The organism is Bradyrhizobium lablabi (assembly GCF_900141755.1).
GTDB classification, from domain to species: Bacteria; Pseudomonadota; Alphaproteobacteria; order Rhizobiales; family Xanthobacteraceae; genus Bradyrhizobium; species Bradyrhizobium lablabi_A.
Genome location: NZ_LT670844.1, coordinates 6,227,567 through 6,249,705, shown reverse-complemented (window position 1 = coordinate 6,249,705; position 22,139 = coordinate 6,227,567). Strand labels below are relative to the sequence as shown.

15 protein-coding genes are annotated in these 22,139 nt (G+C 59.9%); 4 read left to right on the top strand and 11 right to left on the bottom strand.

Features of this window, described 5'->3' with window-relative positions:
• Window positions 1-228: 228 nt before the first annotated feature.
• From B5526_RS28885 to B5526_RS28840, 9 genes are all read right to left on the bottom strand, one after another.
• Entirely contained in the window at window positions 229-1,722 is a 1,494-nt protein-coding gene (locus tag B5526_RS28885; RefSeq protein WP_433994669.1) for a tripartite tricarboxylate transporter permease, read from the bottom strand.
• A 62-nt stretch (window positions 1,723-1,784) separates the two neighbouring features.
• Window positions 1,785-2,258, bottom strand: coding sequence for a tripartite tricarboxylate transporter TctB family protein (locus tag B5526_RS28880; protein WP_244562085.1), 474 nt, complete (start codon window positions 2,256-2,258; stop codon window positions 1,785-1,787).
• 157 nt (window positions 2,259-2,415) lie between these two features.
• Window positions 2,416-4,326 (bottom strand): potassium transporter Kup, encoded by a 1,911-nt coding sequence (locus B5526_RS28875; RefSeq protein WP_244562084.1) that lies wholly within the window; start codon window positions 4,324-4,326, stop codon window positions 2,416-2,418.
• Between the two features lie 100 nt (window positions 4,327-4,426).
• The gene (locus B5526_RS28870; protein WP_154071509.1) at window positions 4,427-5,830 is read right to left on the bottom strand and encodes an MFS transporter; all 1,404 of its coding nucleotides are present in this window, start codon (window positions 5,828-5,830) and stop codon (window positions 4,427-4,429) included.
• Between the two features lie 64 nt (window positions 5,831-5,894).
• Window positions 5,895-7,088: a DUF1501 domain-containing protein gene (locus B5526_RS28865; RefSeq protein WP_079543174.1), complete on the bottom strand. Its 1,194-nt coding sequence runs from the start codon at window positions 7,086-7,088 to the stop codon at window positions 5,895-5,897.
• A gap of 22 nt (window positions 7,089-7,110) precedes the next feature.
• A complete protein-coding gene (locus tag B5526_RS28860) occupies window positions 7,111-8,673 on the bottom strand; it encodes a DUF1800 domain-containing protein (RefSeq protein ID WP_079543173.1) in 1,563 nt (520 codons plus the stop codon).
• 942 nt (window positions 8,674-9,615) lie between these two features.
• Window positions 9,616-11,160: a SpoVR family protein gene (locus tag B5526_RS28850; RefSeq protein ID WP_079543171.1), complete on the bottom strand. Its 1,545-nt coding sequence runs from the start codon at window positions 11,158-11,160 to the stop codon at window positions 9,616-9,618.
• A complete protein-coding gene (locus B5526_RS28845) occupies window positions 11,157-12,431 on the bottom strand; it encodes a YeaH/YhbH family protein (RefSeq protein ID WP_172842133.1) in 1,275 nt (424 codons plus the stop codon). Before B5526_RS28845 ends, B5526_RS28850 begins: the two co-directional genes overlap by 4 nt.
• An 18-nt stretch (window positions 12,432-12,449) precedes the next feature.
• Complete coding sequence (locus B5526_RS28840) at window positions 12,450-14,393, bottom strand: PrkA family serine protein kinase (RefSeq protein WP_079543169.1); 1,944 nt, start codon at window positions 14,391-14,393, stop codon at window positions 12,450-12,452.
• Window positions 14,394-15,198: 805 nt separating this feature from the next.
• Between B5526_RS28840 and B5526_RS28835 the strand changes: the two genes are divergently transcribed.
• Entirely contained in the window at window positions 15,199-16,509 is a 1,311-nt protein-coding gene (locus tag B5526_RS28835) for a TAXI family TRAP transporter solute-binding subunit (RefSeq protein WP_244562083.1), read from the top strand.
• A gap of 35 nt (window positions 16,510-16,544) precedes the next feature.
• Here B5526_RS28835 and B5526_RS28830 read toward each other — a convergent pair whose 3' ends face one another.
• Complete coding sequence (locus tag B5526_RS28830; RefSeq protein WP_079543167.1) at window positions 16,545-17,543, bottom strand: ABC transporter substrate-binding protein; 999 nt, start codon at window positions 17,541-17,543, stop codon at window positions 16,545-16,547.
• Window positions 17,544-17,943: 400 nt separating this feature from the next.
• Here B5526_RS28830 and B5526_RS28825 point away from each other — a divergent pair, with 400 nt between their 5' ends.
• Both B5526_RS28825 and B5526_RS28820 read left to right on the top strand, forming a co-directional pair.
• Entirely contained in the window at window positions 17,944-19,158 is a 1,215-nt protein-coding gene (locus tag B5526_RS28825; protein WP_079543166.1) for a mandelate racemase/muconate lactonizing enzyme family protein, read from the top strand.
• Window positions 19,159-19,168: 10 nt separating this feature from the next.
• Window positions 19,169-20,449, top strand: coding sequence for a serine hydrolase domain-containing protein (locus B5526_RS28820; RefSeq protein ID WP_172842132.1), 1,281 nt, complete (start codon window positions 19,169-19,171; stop codon window positions 20,447-20,449).
• Window positions 20,450-20,857: 408 nt separating this feature from the next.
• On the opposite strand, the gene B5526_RS28815 is transcribed toward B5526_RS28820, so the two are convergent.
• Complete coding sequence (locus tag B5526_RS28815; protein ID WP_154071508.1) at window positions 20,858-21,037, bottom strand: hypothetical protein; 180 nt, start codon at window positions 21,035-21,037, stop codon at window positions 20,858-20,860.
• Window positions 21,038-21,318: 281 nt separating this feature from the next.
• Between B5526_RS28815 and B5526_RS28810 the strand changes: the two genes are divergently transcribed.
• Complete coding sequence (locus B5526_RS28810) at window positions 21,319-22,086, top strand: COG4705 family protein (protein ID WP_079543163.1); 768 nt, start codon at window positions 21,319-21,321, stop codon at window positions 22,084-22,086.
• The last annotated feature ends 53 nt before the right edge of the window (window positions 22,087-22,139 follow it).

Sequence of the window (22,139 nt, the reverse complement as noted above, 5' to 3'; positions counted from 1 at the left end):
ATGACGCCGGCGGGTGGCGCGAAATGCGCGCCCGATGAAAAGCGGTCGACAATGCGCTGCATGGAGGGATGGGGCGCCATGAAATTCGGCTACCGGTCTTGATCGGAAAGGCTCCGATTCAAAAAGCCCGCGGCCAGCTTCCCGGCGCGGGCTTTTTTGTGCGATGATGAAGATATGCCGGTGATTTGCCCGACGTGTCAAACCTTTTCGGAACGCTGGAAACTGCCGCTAGCCCGCCAATTCCGAATACCGCGTAGCCGGCACCTCGGCCTCGATCGCCTTTTCTTCGGCCAGGATCTTCGGCTTGCGCAGCCAGACATAGATCTGGGCTGCGATCAGCACGACGCATATCAGGAGGAAGAATGCGCTGATCGGACGCTCGATAAATGTCAAAAGATCGCCACGGGAGATCAACAGGCTGCGCCGGAAATTCTCCTCGAAACGCGGTCCGAGCACGAAGCCGAGCAGGATCGGCGCTGGATGGAAGTCGAGACGCAGCAAGATGTAGCCGACCACACCTATGAACATGGTCTCACCAACCTGGAACATGTCGTTGTTGGCGGCATAGACGCCGATGCAGACAAAGAACATCGCGCTCGGATAGAGGTAGCGATAGGGAATGCTCAGGAGCTTCACCCACAGGCCGATCATCGGCACGTTCAGGATCACAAGCAGGATGTTGCCGATCCAGAAGCTTGCGATCAGGCCCCAGAAGATATCGGCGTGTTGGCTGATGAGTTGGGGGCCGGGAACGATGCCGTGAATGATCAGCGCGCCCAACAGCAGCGCCATCACGGTATCGCCGGGAATACCCAAGCTCATGGTCGGGATGAAGTCGCCCTGCACCGAGGAATGCGTCGAAGCTTCCGGGCATGCGACGCCTTCGATCGCACCGTGGCCGAACCGCTCCGGCGTCTTCGATATCTTCTTCTCGGTGGCGTAGGATACAAAGGAAGCGATGGTCGGTCCGGTCCCCGGAATCAGCGCGCACAGGCTGCCGAGCAGCGTGCCGCGGATCATCGGCCAAAACGACAGTTTCAGATCGGCCTTCGACGGAAACATGTCGGAGATGCCGACTTTGGCGTATCGCATGTCGACGGTTTCGGTATTGTTGATGCTGTTCATGAACTCGGCGACGCCGAACATGCCGAGCGCGAGCGCGATGATTTCGACGCCGTCGAACAATTCAGTAATGCCAAAAGTGAAGCGCGGCTGCCCGGTTTCGATATCCGATCCGACGATACCGACCAAGAGGCCGAGCACCGTCATCGCGATGCCCTTGAGCGGCGATCCTTTTGCCAGTGTCGAGCCCGCGAGCAGTCCGACCAGCATCAGCGAACACACTTCCGCGGGCCCGAATTCGAGCGCCATCTTGACCAGGAACGGCGCCAGGAAAATCATCTCGGTGATGCCGAAGGAAGCGCCAACGAAGGCGGCGATGATGGTAATGCCGAGCGCGGTGCCGCCTTTGCCCTGTTTTGTCAGTGGAAATCCGTCGAGACACGTCACGGCGTGCGGCGGATGACACGGCAGGTTGAGCAAGATCGAACAGATTGCCCCGCCATACTGGGCGCCATAATAGACCCCTGACAGCATCAGGATCGCCGGCACCGGCTGCATGCCGAAGGTCAGCGGCAGCAGGATCGAGATCGTCGCGACAGGTCCCATGCCCGGCAGCACGCCGACGAGGTTGCCGACCAGCACGCCGAGAAAGCAGTACATCAGGTTGTGGGGCTCTAGTGCTACGCCAAAACCGTACCAGAGATCGGTAATCGCCGTTGAGATCACAGGTTGACCCCGCGCACGAGCGGGAACGGAATGCTCAGCAGGTAATGAAACAGCAGCACGCCGAACATTGTGACGCCGGCCGCCAGGATGGCGGAGGATTTGTAGGTCGCCGTATTGTCCCCCAGCGCGCAGACGAAGACGCAGGCGAAGATCGCCGGGATCATGCCGCCATATTGGCCGAGGATGATGAACAGGATCGGCCCGCCGAGTATGCAGAGCCAGCCGAACCATTGCGGGTTGTCCGGCAGAAACTTGCTATCATCGGGTTCGGAGGATGCCAGCGCGGTGCCGGCGATCAGGATGCCGAGAAACGCCAGCACGACACCCAGCATGACCGGCATGAAGCCGGGGCCCATTCTGGCGAGGCTGCCGAACTTATAGCCAGCGCCGGTGACAGCTGCTCCCACCCCGAGCAGGAGCATCAGACCGCCGGCATAATAATCGCGTTTCAGCTTAAGACGACCGTTCAAAAGCGCTTCTCCCGAAAGCCCCTTCTGGTTGGCAGACACTAACCGAAATGGCAAGGGCCTGTCGATATTCAGGATTCCTCGGAATCAGGCGCTGAATCGACCGCCTGCCGATGGAGGCGGTTCGTCGGACGCTCCCAAGGCAAGGGCAGCTACAAGCCTAAATCGCAACCTGCCGCCCGATCTCAACGACCTGGTCGGGGGGCAGGTGGAAAAAGTCGCTGACATGAACGGCGTTGCGCTCCATCACGGCGAAAATCCGCTCCTGCCAGGCCGGCAGGCCCTTGCCATCCTCGCGGGGAACGACCGTTTCGCGGCCCACATAATAGGTCACGTCGTCGAGGTCGATCGTGCACCCCAGCGATTTGCTGGCGGCGAGCAGTTCGGGAATGTGGGGACGCTCCATGAAGCCGAAACGCGCCGCCGCGCGCCAGTAATTCGGCGCTACCGTCTGAACCGTGAGCCGGTCGCGGGGTGATACCCATGGCACCGACAATACGTCTACGCGCAGCACGAACAGATGTTCATGCAATGCGCGGTTATGCTTGACATGCCAGACCATGACCGGCGGCGTATCCCGCTCGGTCCGGGTCGGGAACACGGCCGTGCCGGGAACGCGCGGGATTTTCTTGGCTTCGATATGTGCCATGAATTCCGGCACCGGAATCAGCGCTTCATGCATTCGCGCAGCGACTGCTTCGGAGCCGCGGTGCCAGATCCACATGATGCCATAGACGCAAATCGCCAGGATCACCGGGACATAGCCGCCCTCCCCGATCTTGGTGAGATTGGCGAGGAAGAAGGCGGAATCAACGATGAGAAAGAAACCCGCGACGGCGCCGGCGGCCCACCGGCTCCAGCCCCAGATCTCGCGCATCGCAATAAAAAGCAGCGTGGATGTCATCAGCATCGTCAGCGAAACAGCGATGCCGTAGGCGGAGGCTAGATTGTCCGATTTTCTAAACCCGATCGTGAGCCCGACGGTGACGATCATCAATAGCCAGTTGACGACGCCCACGTAGATCTGCCCGTAGCCTTCCGACGACGTCTGCTTGATCGTCATCCTCGGCAACCAACCAAGCTGGATCGCCTGCCGCGTCATCGAGAAAGCCCCGGTGATGATCGACTGGCTGGCAATGATGGTTGCTATCGTCGCCAGCACGATCAGCGGGATCAACAAAGGGTCGGGACAGAGCCGAAAGAAGATATTGCCTTCGGTCGGCGCGCCTTCGAGCACGAGCGCCGCTTGGCCTGCGTAGTTCAGGATCAGGCTTGGAAACACGATCGCATACCAGGCGAGCTTGATCGGCCTCCTGCCGAAATGTCCCATATCAGCATAGAGCGCCTCAGCGCCGGTGACGCAAAGAAACACCGCGCCCAGCACCCAAAAGCCGTTAGCCCCGTGTGAGAAAAGATACGACAGGCCATAGACGGGGTTGACCGCGGCAAACACGCTTGGATGTTTCACAATGCCCGAAACGCCCAACAATGCGATAGTGACGAACCAGACCAGCATCACCGGGCCGAACAAGTGACCGATGGCTTGTGTCCCCCGAGACTGGATGGCAAACAGCGCGACGAGGATCGCAACTGCCGCGGGGACGACATAGGGCTGCAATGCGGGGGTCGCCATATTCAGGCCTTCCAGCGCCGACAACACCGAGATCGAAGGCGTGATGGCACCGTCGCCATAGATCAGCGCCGCGCCGAACAGGCCGACCGCCACGATGGTCGGCCGCTGCTGCCTCTTCACTCCCAGCAAAGCCATCAGGGCCAGAATGCCGCCCTCGCCGTCATTATCGACGCGCATGGCGAACGAGACGTATTTTACGGTGGTGACGATGAAGAGAGTCCAGAGCACAAGCGAAAGCGTACCCAGGACCACGCCCCCGTTCGGCGATCCTTCGGTAACGCCGAGGATGGTCTTGTAGGTGTAGAGCGGGCTCGTGCCGATATCCCCGAACACGATGCCCAAGGCCGTCAGGGCCAGGATCGGCAGCTTGCCCTGCGGCCCTTGGCGTCCGGCTTCGTCGGTATCGGGTGTCGGAGTTTCGCTCAACGTACCGTCCAATGCAGAATCCAAAAACAGATCATCAGTCAGCAGGCTTTTAGGACCATCGTACGATTTCCATCAGAGGTAAATCGGCCAATGACAAGGGTCATCGGTTTTCCTAGGAATTATCGGCTTGCATTGCGACATCCAAACGACCGGGGCTCTCATCCGCTCCCAACCCGAAATCCGTCATTTGCCCATCAGCCGTGGCAGTCAGCCGCTTCGGCACCAGCAGCAGGGTTGGAAGGATCAACGCGTAGACGATCGTGATCGCGATCACACAGACAGTAAAGCCGCCGTAATGATCATAGAGATGGGTGCCGAGAACGTCGCCAAACCGCGAGACGGCGAAATAAAGACTGCCGGACATCATGAACATCGTCCCCTGCAGGCCGTGGGGGGAAGAGCGAATGATCAGATCGAGATAGGCGCCGGTGGCAACGCCGCCCATCAGGCCGATAGGTACCGCGGCGATCAAGGCTCCAGTCATTGAATGGATCAAGAGCAACGGCACCATCTGCGGAACGGCGGCGACTGTTCCCCACAACAGCAGTGTTTTCAGGTGATATTTGCGGCAGAGAATTCCAAACACGATGAACGTCGGAATGAAGGAGGCAGCGAAGATGGCATTCCACTGACCCCATTGGGCATCCGTCGCATGAAGGGTGTTCTGAAGGTAATACTGCAGCGGCGTGGTTGATCCGGGCGCGAAATTCCATAACAGCCAGATCAGCATGGCCGGATAAATCGGCCAGTGCCGCCCCAGCCGCTTGAGATCCTTTATCGGGTGAGCGGCGCTTCCGTTTTCAACGCTGATGTTGTCGTACACCGCTTTGGGCTTCCACAATCCATAAAGGGCAACTGCGGTCATGATCGCAGCGCCGACAAGAAACAGGATGCGGACCGCCTGATCGGGAGTTTCTTGTTCCAGTATGCCGCTGAGCACACCGCCGATCAGTAGGGCGCCGACCGTGGGAATGGACAGGAAGACGTTCCACACCGCGCTGATCTGACCGGTCATCGCGTGTTGCTGGCCGATCACCGAAGTCAGTCCGTTCTGCGCGCTTGCGACGAAAAGAAACGAAGTCGTCAACAGAACGACCGCGACGACAAGCGTCACGTAGCTCATCGGCGTGAAGGCAAAGACGACGTAGAGAAAGGCGGTGATACTGCCAAACAGCAGCATGAATCCGCGGTCCTTCCTTCCAAACGGGCTCCAGATATCGCGGATAAATCCGAACACAAAGGACAGATAAAGCGGGATCGCGGCCACGAGCCGGAAGTCGGCGACCTCATGCGCCTGCAAATGCAATCTGTTCTTGAGAAAAAAACTGATGGGAATATCGAACAGACCTCCTGATGGGCCGCCGAAGGCCAAGAGGACAATCAAGATACCCAGGTAGAGAAAAATGGTCCGCCGCACGGACGGCGACAGGTCGGCGGGAGCGATGGGGACAGCCGCTGCTGTAGCTGCGGCGCGGTCATTCGTCATTACTGGCAATCTGTCCTCTGGGAACGGCAATGAAGCATCGTACCGGCCCAAAGAGCAATTTGATAGTTTTGAACGCGCCTTTGTGTATCGAAGCCTAGACCAATCCCAATTCCGCCGGATGGACGCCGGCAAAAATCCGCTGCACGCTTGCGGTTTCCAGCCCGAACATGCGCTGGAATAGGCCCGCGAACATCGACCGATAGTCGGTCAGAACGGGATAGTCGCGGTTTTGAAAAAGGTTTGCCTGCTCGACCTTGACCTGTTCGCCCAGGATGCGGCCGCCATTGATGCCGCCTCCCATCACCCAATAGACGCTGCCGTGGCCGTGATCGGTGCCGCGGTCGCCATTCTCGCGGAAGGTGCGGCCAAACTCTGAGATTACGACAACCACCGTATCTCGCCATCCGGCCGGTCCGATCTCCTCCGAAAAACCTGCGAGCGCGCGGCCGAGTTCGCCGAGGCGGTCGGCGAGATAACCGGTGGCCGCGCCTTGATTGACATGGGTGTCCCAGCCGCCGACATCGACAAAGCCCAGGTTGAACTGCTCGCGCATCAGCCGGCCGATGCGCCGCGCCGAAAGCTCGAAGCCGCGCGGCGAGACCGCGCCGCGATTGGCCGCGTTCATTTCCTCCGATATCGATTTGTAGACATCGTCGCGAACCCGAAACCCTTCCGAAACCGAGGAAGCAAGCTCGCTTTGCGCATACATTTTTTGGATCAGCCCGGCCTGGCGATCGTCGACGCCCGGTTTGCCCACGCTGTTGATCCCGATATTCGGGATCTGCGACTTGCCGCGGAAGATCAGCGGGAGCTGCTCGGTAAAGGAGATCGGCTTGACCCGCGTGAGTTCGGTGGCGAGCCGGCTCATGAAGCCGGAGCGATAGTCGCGCGAGCCGCTGACGGCCTGGCCGAGCTCAATGGTGTCCTGGGTTTCGAAGTGGCTTCGGGTCAGGTCATCGCTCGTACCGGCGAAGGGAATAAACGCGACTTCCCGCTTTCCCCAAAGCGGATAGATGCTGTCCCGCAAGGCCGGGTGCAGTCCCCAATCCGCGGTAAGTGACAGGGCGGAATTGGGATTGCCGACGTCCGGCTTGGCAATGCCGAGGGTCGGCCGTGAGGTGCGGTAGAAGTCGCTCGATATGGGCACCACGACATTGGCCGCATCGTAGGCGCCGCGCAGAAAGACCACCAGTAACCGCGCATCGGTGGCAGGCGCGGCCCAGACCCGGCCAGCCACGGTGAGGGGCGCCATTGCAGCGAAAGCTTTGATCAGGTCACGGCGATTCATGGTGCGATCCTTGGAAAAGTTGTTAGCGCATGAACTCGGGCGACGACAGAAACAGCGTATTCCAGTCCTGCGGCGAGACCGCCTGATCCAGCGCTGCAAGCGTCGGCGGGCCCAATGTCTGCCGCAATCCGTTGAAGTAGAGCGAGTTGGCAATCAGCGGGAAGGCCGGCTGATCGACCGCGTTCGGCATATCCGGCTTGAACAGGCCTGAAGAACCCGAACCGATCTGCCGCGCGATCTCGAAGCGCAGCATCATCTGTCCCGGCCCGTTCCACGACGCCGAGGTCATGGAGTAGCCATCCGGCGTATCGTGATTGAACAGGCCTTCGCTGAGGCGGTTCAACCAGCTCTGGATCGGCACCGTATTCAGGATCACCTTGTCGTCATAGGCGAGGCGAACCGCTGACAGCACGTATTGCACGGGGTCCTTGAACTTCATGCCGGGCTTGAGGGAAGCGGTAAATTCCGGTGCATGGACCATCGTCGAAAGCACCGCGGCGATATCGCCGCCGGTCGTCTTGAAGGTTTGCGCCATCTGCTGCACCAGGGAATCCGGCGGATTGTCCGATACAAAGTAAGTCGCAATCTGCTTGGAGAGATGGGTAGCGGTCGCCGGATGGTGAACGAGGATATCGATGGCTTCGTCCACTTCGGCGAGCCCCCGGCCCTTGATCAAATGGCCAAGGAACGTCTTGTCGCCATAGTCGTGCCGGGCGGGATTGAATTCAAAGGCACCCTCGCGCACGAGCTGCGGTCGCAACTCCGGTTTTAGTTGCGGATCCTCCGGCCTCAGATCAATTCCAACACCGGTCAGAATGCGCGCCAACGCCTCCACATCCGCTTGCGCGTAGCCGGAGCCGACGCCCATGGTGTGCAATTCCATGATCTCGCGGGCGTAGTTCTCGTTGAGGTGGCCAACGGCATTGTCGGCATTATCGAGGTAACGCAGCATCGCCGGATGATGCAGGGTGGCGACGAGCAGATCGCGGAACTTGCCGAGCGCATGGGGCCTGATCGCCCGGTCTTCATAGTCGCCGACCAGGACGCGGATGTTGGCCTTGTATTGATGCACGTTGAAATGGTTGAACCAGAACCAGGTCATGCGCTCGCGCAGCTGATCCGATGCATAGAGCGCGCGCAGGATGCTGCGCGCCGCCGCCTGCTTCCCCCGGTCGTTCATGGCCTGCTGGAAAACCTGCTGGGCGGCTCGTCGCTGATCGGGATCGGCGACCTGGTTGGCGGACTTGGCCTGCTGGTCGAAGGAAACCGCGATGTCGAACGGAAACTTGTGGACATCAGGCATTGCCTCAATTTGCGTGCGGACCGCCTCGGGCAGTGCGCTGCCGGCAGGATGCAATTGCTCCTGCAGCCAGCGTTCGTTGCCGAGCGCCTGCAAATGCGCGGCACTCGAGGCATTGATCCCCCAGGTGAGCCGGTCCAGCAGCACCATGTCGCGGGGGTTCAGCTCGGCCGCATCCGAGGCGACCGCATTCGGGATTTCGGCGATCAGGACGAGTGCCGCACAGGCCAGCCAGTTAGCCGACCGGCGGCGGTGAGATTTCTTAGGAGTCCCTTGTTCATCCATCGATATCGCCAATCTTGCAAAGATGCAGACTGGAATCTGAATTCGTCACCGCCGGCTCTGCCATCCACACCGGGTGCTAGCGCAGCCCGTCGGCGTATCACGATCCCTGCCGGTCAATCTGACCGAGAGCGCATGAATATGTTCTGAACGAGAAGCCGATGATAAAGGCCTATCTGGATGACGACAATGTTTCGGTTTGACCACGCCCCGCGAAAGCCGGGCCGAAAGCATCGTCAGCAAAAGGCCGGCGTGCCCGGTCATCGTTGGGAACCGGGCGAGAACCCGACGACCGCTATCTTCACCGCCTTGTGAGCGGGCCGACAACATCGACGCATTGCCGCTGGGCGAGAACAGGCCGGTCGACGGGGCGAGGCGGCCATTCAGAGCGACCGAAAGGCAAGCGGCTACTCGCTCGCCAATTCGACCTGCGCCGGGTGAGAGGTCACCCCGCCTGAAATCTGCGATGCGATTAAGAATGCCACGACGACAGCCGGCAGGCTTATCAGTCTTAAGAATTGGTCTACTGAAAGCATCTCACGTCCCCCCAAAGTAGCTTCAAAGCCCCGCGCCAAGACACAGCTGCGAACTCAATCCATCCTGTGCGCAGTCAGCTGATCGCTTGCTGGAAGCTGGTCGGTGCAGGCCGGCCCGGAAATCGCAAGCAGCGCGAATCGAAATGACGCCGGTGCCTTCATGCCGTGAGGGTCGATTTCGATTGTGGCCAAAAACGTCAGGGCTTGACGCGTTTTTTGGGCCAACAGGGGAAACAATCGTGGCTGCAGCGATCGCCGCTTACTCGATCACCTCATCCGCTCGCGCGATCAGCGTCAATGGCAGCTCGAGGCCCAGCGCCCTGATAGCCTTCAGCTTGATGACGCGCAGGACACCGCTCTAAGCCGAGCGCGAACCGGCGAATGTTCACGTCTATTCGCAGGCGGCGCTTTACGCCGCCGCGACGAGCCCACGCGGGTTCAGCACGTACTCTTTGAGCACAGTGCCCGCCGGATCGGCTTCGACCAGCGACACGTCATAGCTCCAGAGGTCGGCGAGATGCTGAAGCACCCGCTTGGTGTCCGTCTCGTTCAATTGGGCGCCTTTCACGACGGCATGGCGCAACATCAGGCGTCGATTGCCGGCGAGATCGACATCGACGACTTCGATATTGGGATCGATGAACCCGACGTCGTACTGCCGCGCCAATTCGCGTCGGACCCGACGATAGCCGCGTTCGTCATGGATCGCGTCGACCCTGACGCCGGCGGTCTCCGCCGGATCGTCATGCAGATGAAACATCCGCAAGTGCCGCATCAGCCGCGGGCTGAGGAACTGGCTGATAAAGCTTTCATCGCGATAATTGGCCCAGACATCGCGCAACACCGCCATCGCGTCACCGGTTCCGGCGATATCCGGAAACCATTCACGATCCTCGTCCTCGGGATTGGTGACGATGCGCTCGATGTCCTGCATCATCGCGAAGCCGAGCGCATAGGGATTGAAGCCCGAAAAGCGCTGGTCGTCGAAGTCGGGCTGAAACACCACATTGGTGTGCGACTGCAGGAATTCGAGAAAATTGCCATCGGAAATCAGACCCTTTTCGTGCAAACGGGTCATGATGCGGTAATGCACGTAGGTCGCGGTGCCCTCGTTCATCACCTTGGTCTGGCTCTGCGGATAGAAATATTGCGCGATGTGCCGCACGATCCGCAGCAACTCGCGCTGCCAGGGCTGCAGGCGAGGCGCCGTCTTCTCCAGGAAGTACAGCAAATTTTCGTCCGGCATCCCAAGCAGCTTGCGCCGTCGTTCCGAGCTCAGCAATTCCGCGCTCTTGGCCGGGCCGGTTGGAACGGTTCGCCACAGATCGTTGAACGCGCTCTCTTCGTGCAGGCGGCGTTCCCCGGCGCGCTTTTCTTCGGCGCGAAGATCAAGCTTCTTCTTGCCGGGATAGCGATCGATCCCATGCGACATCAGGGCATGCGCGGCGTCGAGCGTCTGTTCGACCGCGAGCCGGCCGTGACGCTCCTCGCACTGCGCGACATAGCTCTTGGCGAAGTCGAGATAATCGAGAATTCCCTCGGCATCCGTCCATTGCTTGAAAAGGTAGTTGTTCTTGAAGAAATGGTTGTGGCCGAACGCGGCGTGAGCGATCACCAGCGTTTGCATGGTCGCGGTATTTTCCTCCATCAAATAGGAAATACACGGCGAGCTGTTGATCACGATCTCATAGGCGAGGCCCATGAGGCCCTTGCGGTAGAACGCCTCGTGGTGGGCAAAATGCTTGCCGAACGACCAATGCTTGTAGAACAGCGGCATGCCTACGGAAGAATATGCATCCAGCATCTGCTCCGCGGTGATGACCTCGATCTGGTTGGGGTAGGTGTCGAGCCCCAGTTCGGATTTTGCGATCTCCTCGCAGGCGTCGTGAATGCGCTGCAGCTTCTGGAAGTCCCACTCCGCTCCCTCGAACAGCAGTTCGCCTTTCGCAGTCATGACGCGACTTTCTCCTGCTTGCGGCGGCGCTTAAACAGGTCGTGAAACACCGGAAAGATTTCGCTGCGGTCGCTGACCTTGCGCATCGACAACGGAACTCCCTCGGCGCGCAAACGCTGATACAGCGTCCAAAGCGATGAATCGGACATGTCGAAGGTACTGCCCCCGGACTCGCCGACTTCCAGGTAGGCAAAAAATTGGCTGACCGGCAATATTTTCTCGGTAAGCAGCCGGCTCACGGCATCGCTGTCCGAGGTGGAGTTGTCTCCGTCGGAGGCCTGGGCGGCATAGATGTTCCAGTCCGCGGGCCGAAACCGCGACCTGACGATCTCGTGCATCGCCTGCAGCGCGCTCGAGACCAGGGTGCCGCCCGATGCCGGCCCGTGGAAGAACGTATCTTCGTCGACCTCTTCGGCCCGGTCGGTATGGCGAATGAAGACGATCTCGACGTGGCGATAGCGCCGCGTCAGAAACACGTAGAGCAGCATGTAGAAGCGCTTGGCGAGATCCTTCATGTGCTCGGACATCGAGCCGGACACGTCCATCAGACAAAACATGACGGCCTGGGCCACCGGCTTCGGGGTGGTCTCGAACCGACGGAATCGGATGTCGATCGGATCGATGAACGGAATCCGGCGCACCTTTGCCTTTAGCGCGTCGATCTCCGCCAGCAACTCGCTGCGGCGCGCCTCGTCGTCGCATTCTGCGAGTTCGGCCTCCAGTTGCTCGATCGTCTCCGGCCGGGGCCGGCGCAACGCAACCCGCCGCGCCAACGCGAGCCGCACCGTGCGGCTCACCGAAATATTCGCAGGCGAGCCGGTGGTCGCGTAGCCGGCCCGACGAAGCCCCTCGCTCTCCGCTTCAGCGAGCTTCCGCTTGGCGAGATCGGGCAATTCGAGATCGTCGAGGAAAAGATCGACAAATTCATCGCGGCTCAGCACGAACCGGAACGCGTCTTCGCTGTCGCCCTCACCCGGAGCAGACGCCCTGCCGCGGCCTTCGCCCGAACGCGGAAGTATATCGCCTTCGATGAATTTCTTGTTTCCGGGAAGCACCATATCGCGGGTGCCTCCTTCGCGGCGAAAGCGTGGTTCATTCATCCCGTCAATCGGAATGGAGACCTCGCCGCCCTCCAGGACCTCTTTGATATCGCGGTCCTGGGAGGATTTCTTGACGGCGCCCTGAACCAGCGCCTTGGCGCGACGCAAGAAGCGCTGGCGGTTCTCGAGGCTTTTGCTGCCCGGATTCAGGCGCCTGTCAATGATGTGCATGGCCACTCTTGCTTCACCTCAGCCGGCTTGCTTCACGCGCATATACCATTCGACGAGCCGGCGAACCTGACGCTCGGTATAGCCGCGCCCGACCATCCGCTCGACGAACTCGCCGTGCTTCTTCTCGGTATCGCCGTCCTTCTTGGTGCCGAACGAGATTACCGGAAGAAGGTCTTCGACCTGTGAAAATATCCGCTTTTCAATCACTTCGCGAATCTTTTCATAGCTGGTCCAGGTCGGGTTCTTCCCCGCGTTCTGAGCCCGCGACCGCAGCGAGAACTTGACCACCTCGTTGCGGAAGTCCTTCGGGTTGGCGATGCCCGCAGGCTTCTCGATCTTGGTCAATTCCTGGTTGAGAAGCTCGCGATTGAGCAACTGACCGGTGTCGGGATCCTTGAAATCCTGATCTTCGATCCAGGCGTCGGCATAATCGACGTACCGATCGAACAGGTTTTGACCGTAATCCGAATAGGATTCGAGATAGGCCTTCTGGATCTCGTGGCCGATAAATTCCGCGTAGCGCGGCACCAGTTCAGCCTTGATGAATTCGAGGTAGCGCTTTTCGACTTCATCGGGGAGTTGCTCGCGGCGAATGGCATGCTCAAGCGTATACATCAGATGGACGGGATCAGCGCCAAGCTCTGCGGTGTCGTGATTGTAGGTTCCCGCCAGAACCTTGAAAGCGAAACGCGTCGAGGCCCCATCCATGCCTTCGTCGACGCCGGCGGCGTCCTTGTATTCCTGAACGCTGCGGGCCTTCGGATCGGATTCCTTGAGGCTTTCACCGTCATAGACCCGCATTTTCGCAAACACCGTCGAGTTCTCGTGCTTGCGCAAGCGTGACATCACCGAGAAGCGGGCAAGCGTCTCCAGGGTCGCGGGCGCGCACGGCGCGGATGCGAGCTCGGATCCCTGAATGAGCTTCTCGTAGATCTTCTGCTCCTCGGTCACCCGCAGGCAGTAGGGCACCTTGATGACGCAAATACGATCGATGAATGCCTCGTTGTTCTTGTTGGCCTTGAAGCTCTGCCATTCGGATTCGTTCGAGTGCGCCAGAACGATGCCGGTAAAGGGAATCGCGCCGATATTCTCGGTGCCGATGTAGTTGCCTTCCTGGGTCGCCGTTAGCAGCGGGTGCAGCATCTTGATCGGCGCCTTGAACATTTCGACGAATTCGAGGATGCCCTGGTTGGCTCGGTTCAGTCCGCCGGAATAGCTGTAGGCATCCGGGTCGTTCTGGGCAAAAGTTTCCAGCTTGCGAATGTCGACCTTGCCGACTAGCGACGAGATGTCCTGGTTGTTCTCGTCGCCAGGCTCGGTTTTGGAAACCGCGATCTGTCGCAACCGCGATGGCTGAATCTTGGCGACGCGGAATCGCGAAATGTCGCCACCGAAGGCTTCGAGCCGCTTGTAGCACCACGGACTCATCAACCCATTCAAGCGCCGACGCGGAATGCCGTACTTCTCCTCGATCATCGGGCCGAGCGATTCCGGATCGAACAGGCTAAGGGGACTCTCGAAGACGGGGCTGAGTTCGTCGCCGGCCTTCAGCACGTAGATGGGATTAACTTCCATCAACGATTTCAGCCGCTCGGCGAGCGAGGACTTGCCGCCGCCCACCGGCCCGAGCAGATAGAGAATCTGCTTGCGCTCTTCGAGGCCCTGCGCCGCATGGCGGAAGAACCCGACGATGCGCTCGATGGTTTCTTCCATGCCGTAGAATCCAGTGAAGGCCGGATAGGCACGCATCGTTCTGTTTAAAAAAATGCGACCAAGGCGGGGGTCCTTGGCCGTGTCAATCATCTGAGGTTCTCCGATCGCGGCCAACAGCCGCTCGGCGGCATTGGCATATCGCATTGGGTCACCTCGACACGATTCCAGATACTCCGCCATCGACATATCGGTTTCGCTTCGGGCCTCGAAGGACCGAGCGAAAGCGTTGAATAGAGCATCGTTGTACATGATCCCTCTCCTCATTAGGTCAGCTGCAATGCTGGACGCGCTGCTTAGGTTCCACGACGCCGAAGCCCTGCCGCACCGAAATGCGAATCAGCATCAGCACATGTATCCATTCGACACGCGACCGACTCGATCAGGCAATGCAATAGTTGTGCTAACGGAGCCTCCATCCCAAAAATATCATATGAATTCTCCTGGATGTAACCGTGCCGCAACATCCGGGGAAGTACTGATGCCGCGTCTGTGAAGCTTAGAATTGCCCGCCGCCGGAGCTACGCTTTCCCAAAAACTGGCCGGAACGATGCTGAAAAACCAGCTTTCTTGGCCATTACTTGCTTAATCCGTCCGCTTATTGGACCGTATTGGGGCGATTTGTCACATTTGCTCTGGTTACGGGAGAGACTGAGTTCCGGCGCCGGCTGCCGGATGCCGTAGTCTTCCGGTGGGACCACGGTGTCCCGGACCGAAACAGGCTGCGCTGTCTCTCAAGGACGCCACCGGGTCCCTCTCCGGCCTTTCAGCCCGTCGATTGGATTGACGTTCGTCAACGCTCAGCCGCCCCGGCGATGACCCCCTTGAGGATCCAATCCGAACGGTCCGCCGGGCATTAACGCCGTTCCTGGTCAGCGGGTCCCTCCAGGGCGGGGACGACAAAGCCGGGAAGCGTGCTATCCTCGGATCCAGAACGTTGGATCGTTGGTAGCCTGGCAGCACCATGTCCCCATCAGGCGGATTGAAGATCGCAACCGAGCTGTCCCTCCGGCGCCGGAAAAAGCGGAGCTCTCCGTTTCTGATCTTGGCCGCCGGATTGCTGATTTTCACAGCCGTTGCCGGCGCTTCCTTTCTCATGTTGCGGCCGACGACCCTGCGAATAGCCGTCGGGCCGTCGGGAAGCGACGACCAGCAACTGATTCAGGCCTTGGCGCAATCCTCTGCCCGTGAGGGAAGTCCGGTTCGGCTCTCGTTGATCACGACTGCCGGTCCGGTCGACAGCATCGCGCTTCTCGCAGCCGCCAAGGCGGATCTCGCGGTCGCGCGTGCCGATGAGGAAATGCCCGAAGGCACCGAGTCGATTGCAATCCTGCGCAAGAACGTTGTGGTGCTGTGGTCGCCCTCCGGCCTTCCGCGCAGGGGATCGAAGAAGGAACCTAGATCGAAGATCAAGGCTATCGATGATTTCGCGGGTCATCGCGTCGGCGTTGTCGGCCGAACCCAGGTGAACACCACGCTGCTGCGCGTCATCCTTACGGAGTCCGGCGTCAATCCCGACAAGGTGGCGATCACGCAATTCAGCGCTGACCAAATCGCCGAGATGGTGCGCGATCCGAGCGTTGATGCGTTCATGACCGTCGGCCCGCTCGATAGCAAGATCACCTCGGAGGCGATCATTTCGACCGCGCGCCTCAGGGGCGAGCCAACGTTTCTCCCGATAGACGTGTCGGAAGCCATCGCGCGCAGGCACCCGCTTTATGAATCCGAAGAAATTCCCGGCGGCTCATTTGGCTCATCGCCGGCGAGACCCGATGACGCGATTGAGACGATCGGCGTCAACCATTTGATCGTCGCGCCGAAGTCGTTGTCCGATGGCGTCGTGGGAGCGTTCACCCGACAGCTGTTCGCGGTCCGGCCCTCGCTGGCGCGCGAACTGCCGATCGCGGCAAAAATCGAGAAGCCGAACACCGACAAGGACGCCGCTCTGCCCGCGCACCCGGGGGCCGCGGCCTACATCGACGGCAACGAACGAACATTCATGGAGACATATAGCGACTACATCTGGGGCGGGATCTTGCTGCTTTCCGTGCTGGGGTCAGGCAGCGCCGCGGTTCGCCATTATATCAAGCGGGACGAACGAAGGATGAGTACGCTGCACCGTGAAAAGCTATTGTCCGCGATTTCGCTGGTGCGAAAGATAGATTCGATCGAGGAGTTGGACGCGTTGCAATTGGAGGCGGACGACTTCCTGCGTGAAACACTCGACTGCTTTAATGACGGCGCGATCGAGGAAGGCGATCTGTCCGCCTATTGCCTTGTTCTCGAGCAGTTTCACCACGCCGTTGTCGATCGACGAGCTGCGATCAGCGAAGCCGCCAGCAATTTGCCTCGGATGCGCGCTGGATAGGCTGCGCCAGCGCAGCACGATAAGATCCCGCCGCCTCATTCGATCACCTTGTCGGCGCTGGCCGAGAGCGTTGCCGGCACGGCGAGCCCGAGCGCCTTGGCAGTCCCGAGGTTGATCGACAATTCGAACTTTGACGCCTGATAAAACGGGATATCGCCGGGATTTGCGCCGCGAAGGATGGCGTCGATGTTGTTGGCCACCCGCTTGTTCAACTCCACCAGGTCAAAGGCATAGGCCATCAGACCGCCGGCCTCGACGAGTTCGAAAAACGGATAGATGGCGGGAAGCTTCGCCGCGCCGATCAGATCCGGGATCAACGCCCGGTTTCTCATGACGTCAGGGCTGTCCCCAACCATGATCGCATCCGCGCCATCGCGCGAGGCGCTCGCAATCGCCGATCGATAGTCAGCTTCGCTCGCCGGAAATCCGAGCGGGATGCCGACAAGGGCGATGCCTGCCGTGTCGGCCGCCGCGCGCACCGCTGGGCCCTGGATGCCCTCCCAGGCAACGCGCAAGGTCACAAAGGCAAGCTTCGACATCGCGGGAAACATTTCATGCAACAGCGCGATTCGTTTGCCGTGTATGGATGGGCCGGCGTCGACGCTGACGCCCGTGATATTGCCGCCCGGTCGCGCCAGACTCCGGGCAATGCCTTGCGCAACCGGGTCGGCGGTCATGGTCACGATCGAGATATTCGTGCCGGCGCTCTTGAAAAGGGCGGCGCCCGGACCGACGACGTAGACGACATCCGGTTTGCTGCGGATGACCTCAGCCGCCATCGCGGCGAAACCGGAGGTATTTTGCTCGCTGCCATAAGTCTCGACCGTGAGGTTTTGCCCCTCGAGGTGTCCGAGCCGGCGGAGTTCATCGAACAAGGCCCGGTAATAGCGGTTCTCACTGCGCTCATGCATCAGCGCTGACGGCTCGGACGGGCTAAAGATGGCAAGCCGCTGGCTGGTGCCTGCCGGTTGCGCGGCGAGCCGCGACACCGTAGCCGCCGAAATGGCGCCGGCGATGAATTCACGCCGTCTCATTCGATCACCTCGTCGGCGCGGGCCAGCAGCGAGGGAGCCACATCAAGGCCAAGTCCTTTCGGGCGCACCCGGTCAGGTTGCCGGGCGCTTGCGCCGATCGGCCACCCGATCGAGACTCCACCAAGTGCCGCGATGCACTTGCGTCGCCCTATATGCATATTCGGCATTATCCCCGGGCTGGACGAGGTCATATCATCGTTGGATTGTTAACCAGTCGGCGGCGCGGTGTACATGGAGTTAGTCGCGCGGCGGCTTAGCTCGTCTCCGAAATTGCTATCCGAAATTGAGAGGGCGATCCTCATTCAGGCCTGTGGCCAACCCCGTAAATCCCCGCCACAATGATCGATAAAACGATCCGACCCGGCCCTCCCCGGCCGCCACAAGAAATCAAGGAAACGCCATGACGAAGAACGCGAAGGTACGAAGCGTCGAAATACTGGCCTGCGACGCCGGCTGGAGAAACTACCACTTCGTCAAGCTCACCACCGAAGACGGCGTCGTCGGCTGGAGCGAATTCGATGAAGGTTTTGGGTCTCCCGGTCTCGGCGCCGCCATCCAGCGTCTCGCGACGCGGGTGGTGGGACAAAACGCCCTTGCGCACGAGCGCATCTTTGCAGAACTGTTCGCCGCAACCCGCCCCGCGACCGGCGGCGTCGTCGCGCAAGCGCTCGGCGCGATCGAAAATGCGCTACTCGACGCCAAGGCAAAATTGCTCGGGGTGCCCTGCTACGAATTGCTTGGCGGCAAGATCCGCGACCGCATCCGGGTCTACTGGTCGCATTGCGCCACCTGGCGCATCAACCATCCCACCTGGTACAAGCCCGAGATCACCGATCTCGACGGCGTCAAGGCGATCGGCCGCGAAGTGCGCGAGAAGAAATTCACCGCGCTGAAGACCAACATCTTCACCTACGATGACGGCAAGCCCACCGGCTGGCGGCCCGGCTTCGGCGCACCCTTCCTGCCCGAGATCAATGTCGACCGCAAAGTATTGCGCGACCTGCGGATGCATCTGGAAGCCATCCGCGACGGCGCAGGTCCCGATGTCGACATCCTGCTCGACCTCAACTTCAATGCCAAGACCGAGGGCTATCTGAAAATCCTGCGCGCGATTGCCGATCTCGACATGTTCTGGATCGAGATCGACAGTTTTAGTCCAGAAGCGCTCGGCTATATCAGGCGTCAAAGCCCGCACCCGATCTCCTCATGCGAGACGCTGCTCGGCCTGCGCGAATTCCTGCCCTATTTCCGCGAACAGGCGATGGACGTCGCGATCATCGACACGCCTTGGAACGGCGTGTGGCAGTCGATGAAGATTGCGGCAAGCGCCGAGGCGCACGAGGTCAACGTCGCGCCGCATAATTTCTACGGCCACCTCTCAACCATGATGAACGCCCATTTCAGCGCCGCGGTGCCGAATTTACGGATCATGGAGACCGATATCGACCGCCTCGCCTGGGATCACGAGCTATTCACTTACGTGCCCGAGATCGTGGACGGCTATCTGGTCATACCGGACCGGCCCGGCTGGGGCACCGAGCCCAATGAAGAGGGACTTCGGGCACATCCTCCGAAGAGCCAAGGCGGACTTTTGAATTATGGCCGCAAGACATAGTGATTGCGGAGTGTTTACACGTCGCGCCACGCTGGCAGGCCTCGCCGCCGCTTGCGGCTCTGTCATGGCCGGATCGATTCCGGGCAATGCGGCAGCCGAAGACAGTAGCGGCCCGCTGTTTTCGCCCTCAGGCCCGGACGCTGCGCGTTATGGGGCCGCTGAAGGCTATCCGATCGCCGATCCTGCACTTCGTTACCCACCTGGCGCGCCACTCGAACCAAAATACCGCGTTGGCGCCTTCAGCCACGGCGATGAAATCTTTCCGACGCGACGGATCGCGCGCGCTGCGTCGCCATGGATGTTCAAGCGCTCGCCGGTAGACATTCGCTACCGATTTCGGGGAAGTCCATCCTCGCTGGCCGAGTATATGTCACGCAATCCCGTGACTGGCCTGCTCGTCGCCAAGGACGACGAGATTTTGTTCGAGAGCTATCAATACGGACGCACCGATCGCGATCGGTTCTTTTCCGGCTCGATGGCCAAGACAATCACCGGAATGTTGATCGGCATTGCCATCTCCGAGGGCGCCATCAAGTCGGTTGACGACACGCCGGAGACCTATGTCCCGGGGTTCAAGGGCACCGAATACGGCAAGACGCCGATCCGCGACCTGCTCCACATGTCCTCCGGCGTCGAATTCGGCGAAGCCGAAGACAACGGACGCGATCTCGATCGCCTGTGGGTGGACATGGTCCGCGGATCCCGGATTTGGCAAAAAGGCACAATCAAGAGCATCGTGCAATTCAACCATCGGGTCGCCGCGCCCGGGACGCGTTTCCACTACGCCAGCATCGAACCCGACGTAGTTGGCGTGGTCCTCCGCTACGCCGTCGACAAATCGGCGTCCGACTATCTGCATGAAAAGGTGTGGGAGCCGATCGGCGCCGAGGCCGACGCGGCGTGGATGGTGGATGCGGAAGGTTTTGAGGTGATGCACACCCACTTCAACGCCGTGCTACGCGACTACGCAAGGCTTGGGCGCCTGTTCGCCCATGACGGTGCCTGGGAAGGTAAGCAGCTCATTCCGGCGCAATGGATGATCGACGCCACGACTACGCGCGCCTCGGATACCTATCTGGCACCGGGAAGGGCTGGCCCCGGCTCGTTTGGGTATGGCTACCTGGTCTGGCTGCTTCCGGGAACGCGGCGCGACTTCGCGTTCATTAGCGACTATGGACAGCGTATCTTCGTCGATCCAGGCTCGAAGCTCGTCATGGTGCAGACGGCGCTCGAAACCCCGCAGAACGAGGTCTGGCATCTGTGGTCGGCATTGGTCGAGCAGTTCAGTTAATTCGATCTGGCCGAGCCATCCGTTGGGTGAACCGAAAGGCTCGTGAGCCTGGTCGAGCCCGCGCCTGAATCAACGACGAACGCTACAACGCCGGATATCAACAGCAGCGCGCAGTAAAACACGGCCATGCCGAGTATCCACTTTCGATAGGTCACGCGCTCCTCGGGCGTAGCCTCTCGACAATTCCTTGCCGATAACCCATTGGAACGGTGACCAGCATGGTCGCGTTGCGCAGGCATGAAGGCCTCCCGACGTTGTCCAGTTGGAAACAGCAGCAGATTGCCGCGATCTGCGGGACCGGTATTCGGCGATTGAATTGCTTCAAGCCGCTTCCCTGCACGGCCCGGAAGATTCAGATGGCAGGCCATTGCCGCGCCCGAGAGATGTCGACGACGAACCGCTTGCACATCACGGAAAAACAACCATCGAGGCAAAATCGCCGGGCGCGGTTCCGGAGGACATGGAGTCCAGATAGATCGCGATCAGAAGCACGATGGTAAGAAACACATAGGCGAACATGATCGTCGCATCGTAACTTCGCACTTCGCGTTGCGTGGTCTCAAAGCGGGACTGTTCTGCGATTTCCATGGTTCTCTCCAACATAGTCCCTGGTGTCTCGCGCCCGCACCCAAACTAACTTTCGATGCCGCTTGCGAATGTGATCTCTTTCACAGTGGCAATCAAAAAAACGAACGTAGATTAAATTTTGTGCATGCGTGGACAGCATCCGGCGTCGGCCGTTGTGTTGCAATTCTGCGTTACCAACGAGATCGTGTGGCGTGCGTGCCGCAAATTGAACATTGAAGGCCAGCAGAACCTTCGAACCGACAATGATAGTTTTGGCTGTGAACGCGGGACGCGAAATAAGTATGCAAGAATCATCGAATAAGGTTCCCGAAGTCACGCTTGCTTTCTGGATCATTAAAATCGCAGCGACGACGCTAGGCGAAACCGCCGGCGACACCGTCACCATGACGCTCAATTGGGGTTATCTGGCCGGGACCGCTTTATTCCTCGCCGCATTGGTGCTGCTCGTCATCTGGCAGATCCTGGCGAAGAAATTTCACCCCTTTCTCTACTGGGCGACGATCATCGCTTCGACGACATTCGGCACGACCATGGCGGATTTCGCCGACCGGTCGTTAGGGATCGGCTATGCAGGCGGCTCGTCGCTCCTGTTGGTTTGTCTGCTCGCCACCCTCGGCCTTTGGTATTGGTCGCTCGGCTCGATCTCGGTCGATACCGTTTCTACGCCGAAGGTGGAGATGTTTTATTGGACCGCCATCACCTTCTCGCAGACCTTGGGAACCGCGCTTGGTGACTGGATGGCCGATTCCACCGGCCTCGGCTATGAAGGCGGCGCGCTGGTATTTGGCGCGGCGTTGGCAGTGGTCGCAGCCCTCTATTACTGGACCAATGTTTCGCGGGTGACGCTGTTCTGGACGGCGTTCATTTTGACCCGGCCGTTGGGCGCCACCGTCGGCGACTTCCTCGACAAGCCCGTTGACCATGGCGGCCTCGCGCTGAGCCGCCCTCTTGCCTCGGCGGTGCTCGCGATTTTCATCCTGGGATGTCTCTTGGTGCTGCCGCAGCGGGCCGGCTCGCATCCGGGTCAGGCCGAAGCGGTGCGCAGGTAGGGGCTGCACTTTTTTAACAGATTTTTCGGACAATCGAATGGCTCCGCTCAAAC

Excerpts from the sequence above, each read along its gene's own strand:
- B5526_RS28885 (WP_433994669.1), bottom strand. The coding sequence starts at position 1,722 with ATGTACTGCTTTCTCGGCGTGCTGGTCGGCAACCTCGTCGGCGTGCTG.
- B5526_RS28865 (WP_079543174.1), bottom strand. The coding sequence starts at position 7,088 with ATGAATCGCCGTGACCTGATCAAAGCTTTCGCTGCAATGGCGCCCCTC.
- B5526_RS28860 (WP_079543173.1), bottom strand. The coding sequence starts at position 8,673 with ATGGATGAACAAGGGACTCCTAAGAAATCTCACCGCCGCCGGTCGGCT.
- B5526_RS28850 (WP_079543171.1), bottom strand. The coding sequence starts at position 11,160 with ATGACTGCGAAAGGCGAACTGCTGTTCGAGGGAGCGGAGTGGGACTTC.
- B5526_RS28845 (WP_172842133.1), bottom strand. The coding sequence starts at position 12,431 with ATGCACATCATTGACAGGCGCCTGAATCCGGGCAGCAAAAGCCTCGAG.
- B5526_RS28840 (WP_079543169.1), bottom strand. The coding sequence starts at position 14,393 with ATGTACAACGATGCTCTATTCAACGCTTTCGCTCGGTCCTTCGAGGCC.
- B5526_RS28830 (WP_079543167.1), bottom strand. The coding sequence starts at position 17,543 with ATGAGACGGCGTGAATTCATCGCCGGCGCCATTTCGGCGGCTACGGTG.
- B5526_RS28825 (WP_079543166.1), top strand. The coding sequence starts at position 17,944 with ATGACGAAGAACGCGAAGGTACGAAGCGTCGAAATACTGGCCTGCGAC.
- B5526_RS28815 (WP_154071508.1), bottom strand. The coding sequence starts at position 21,037 with ATGGAAATCGCAGAACAGTCCCGCTTTGAGACCACGCAACGCGAAGTG.
- B5526_RS28810 (WP_079543163.1), top strand. The coding sequence starts at position 21,319 with ATGCAAGAATCATCGAATAAGGTTCCCGAAGTCACGCTTGCTTTCTGG.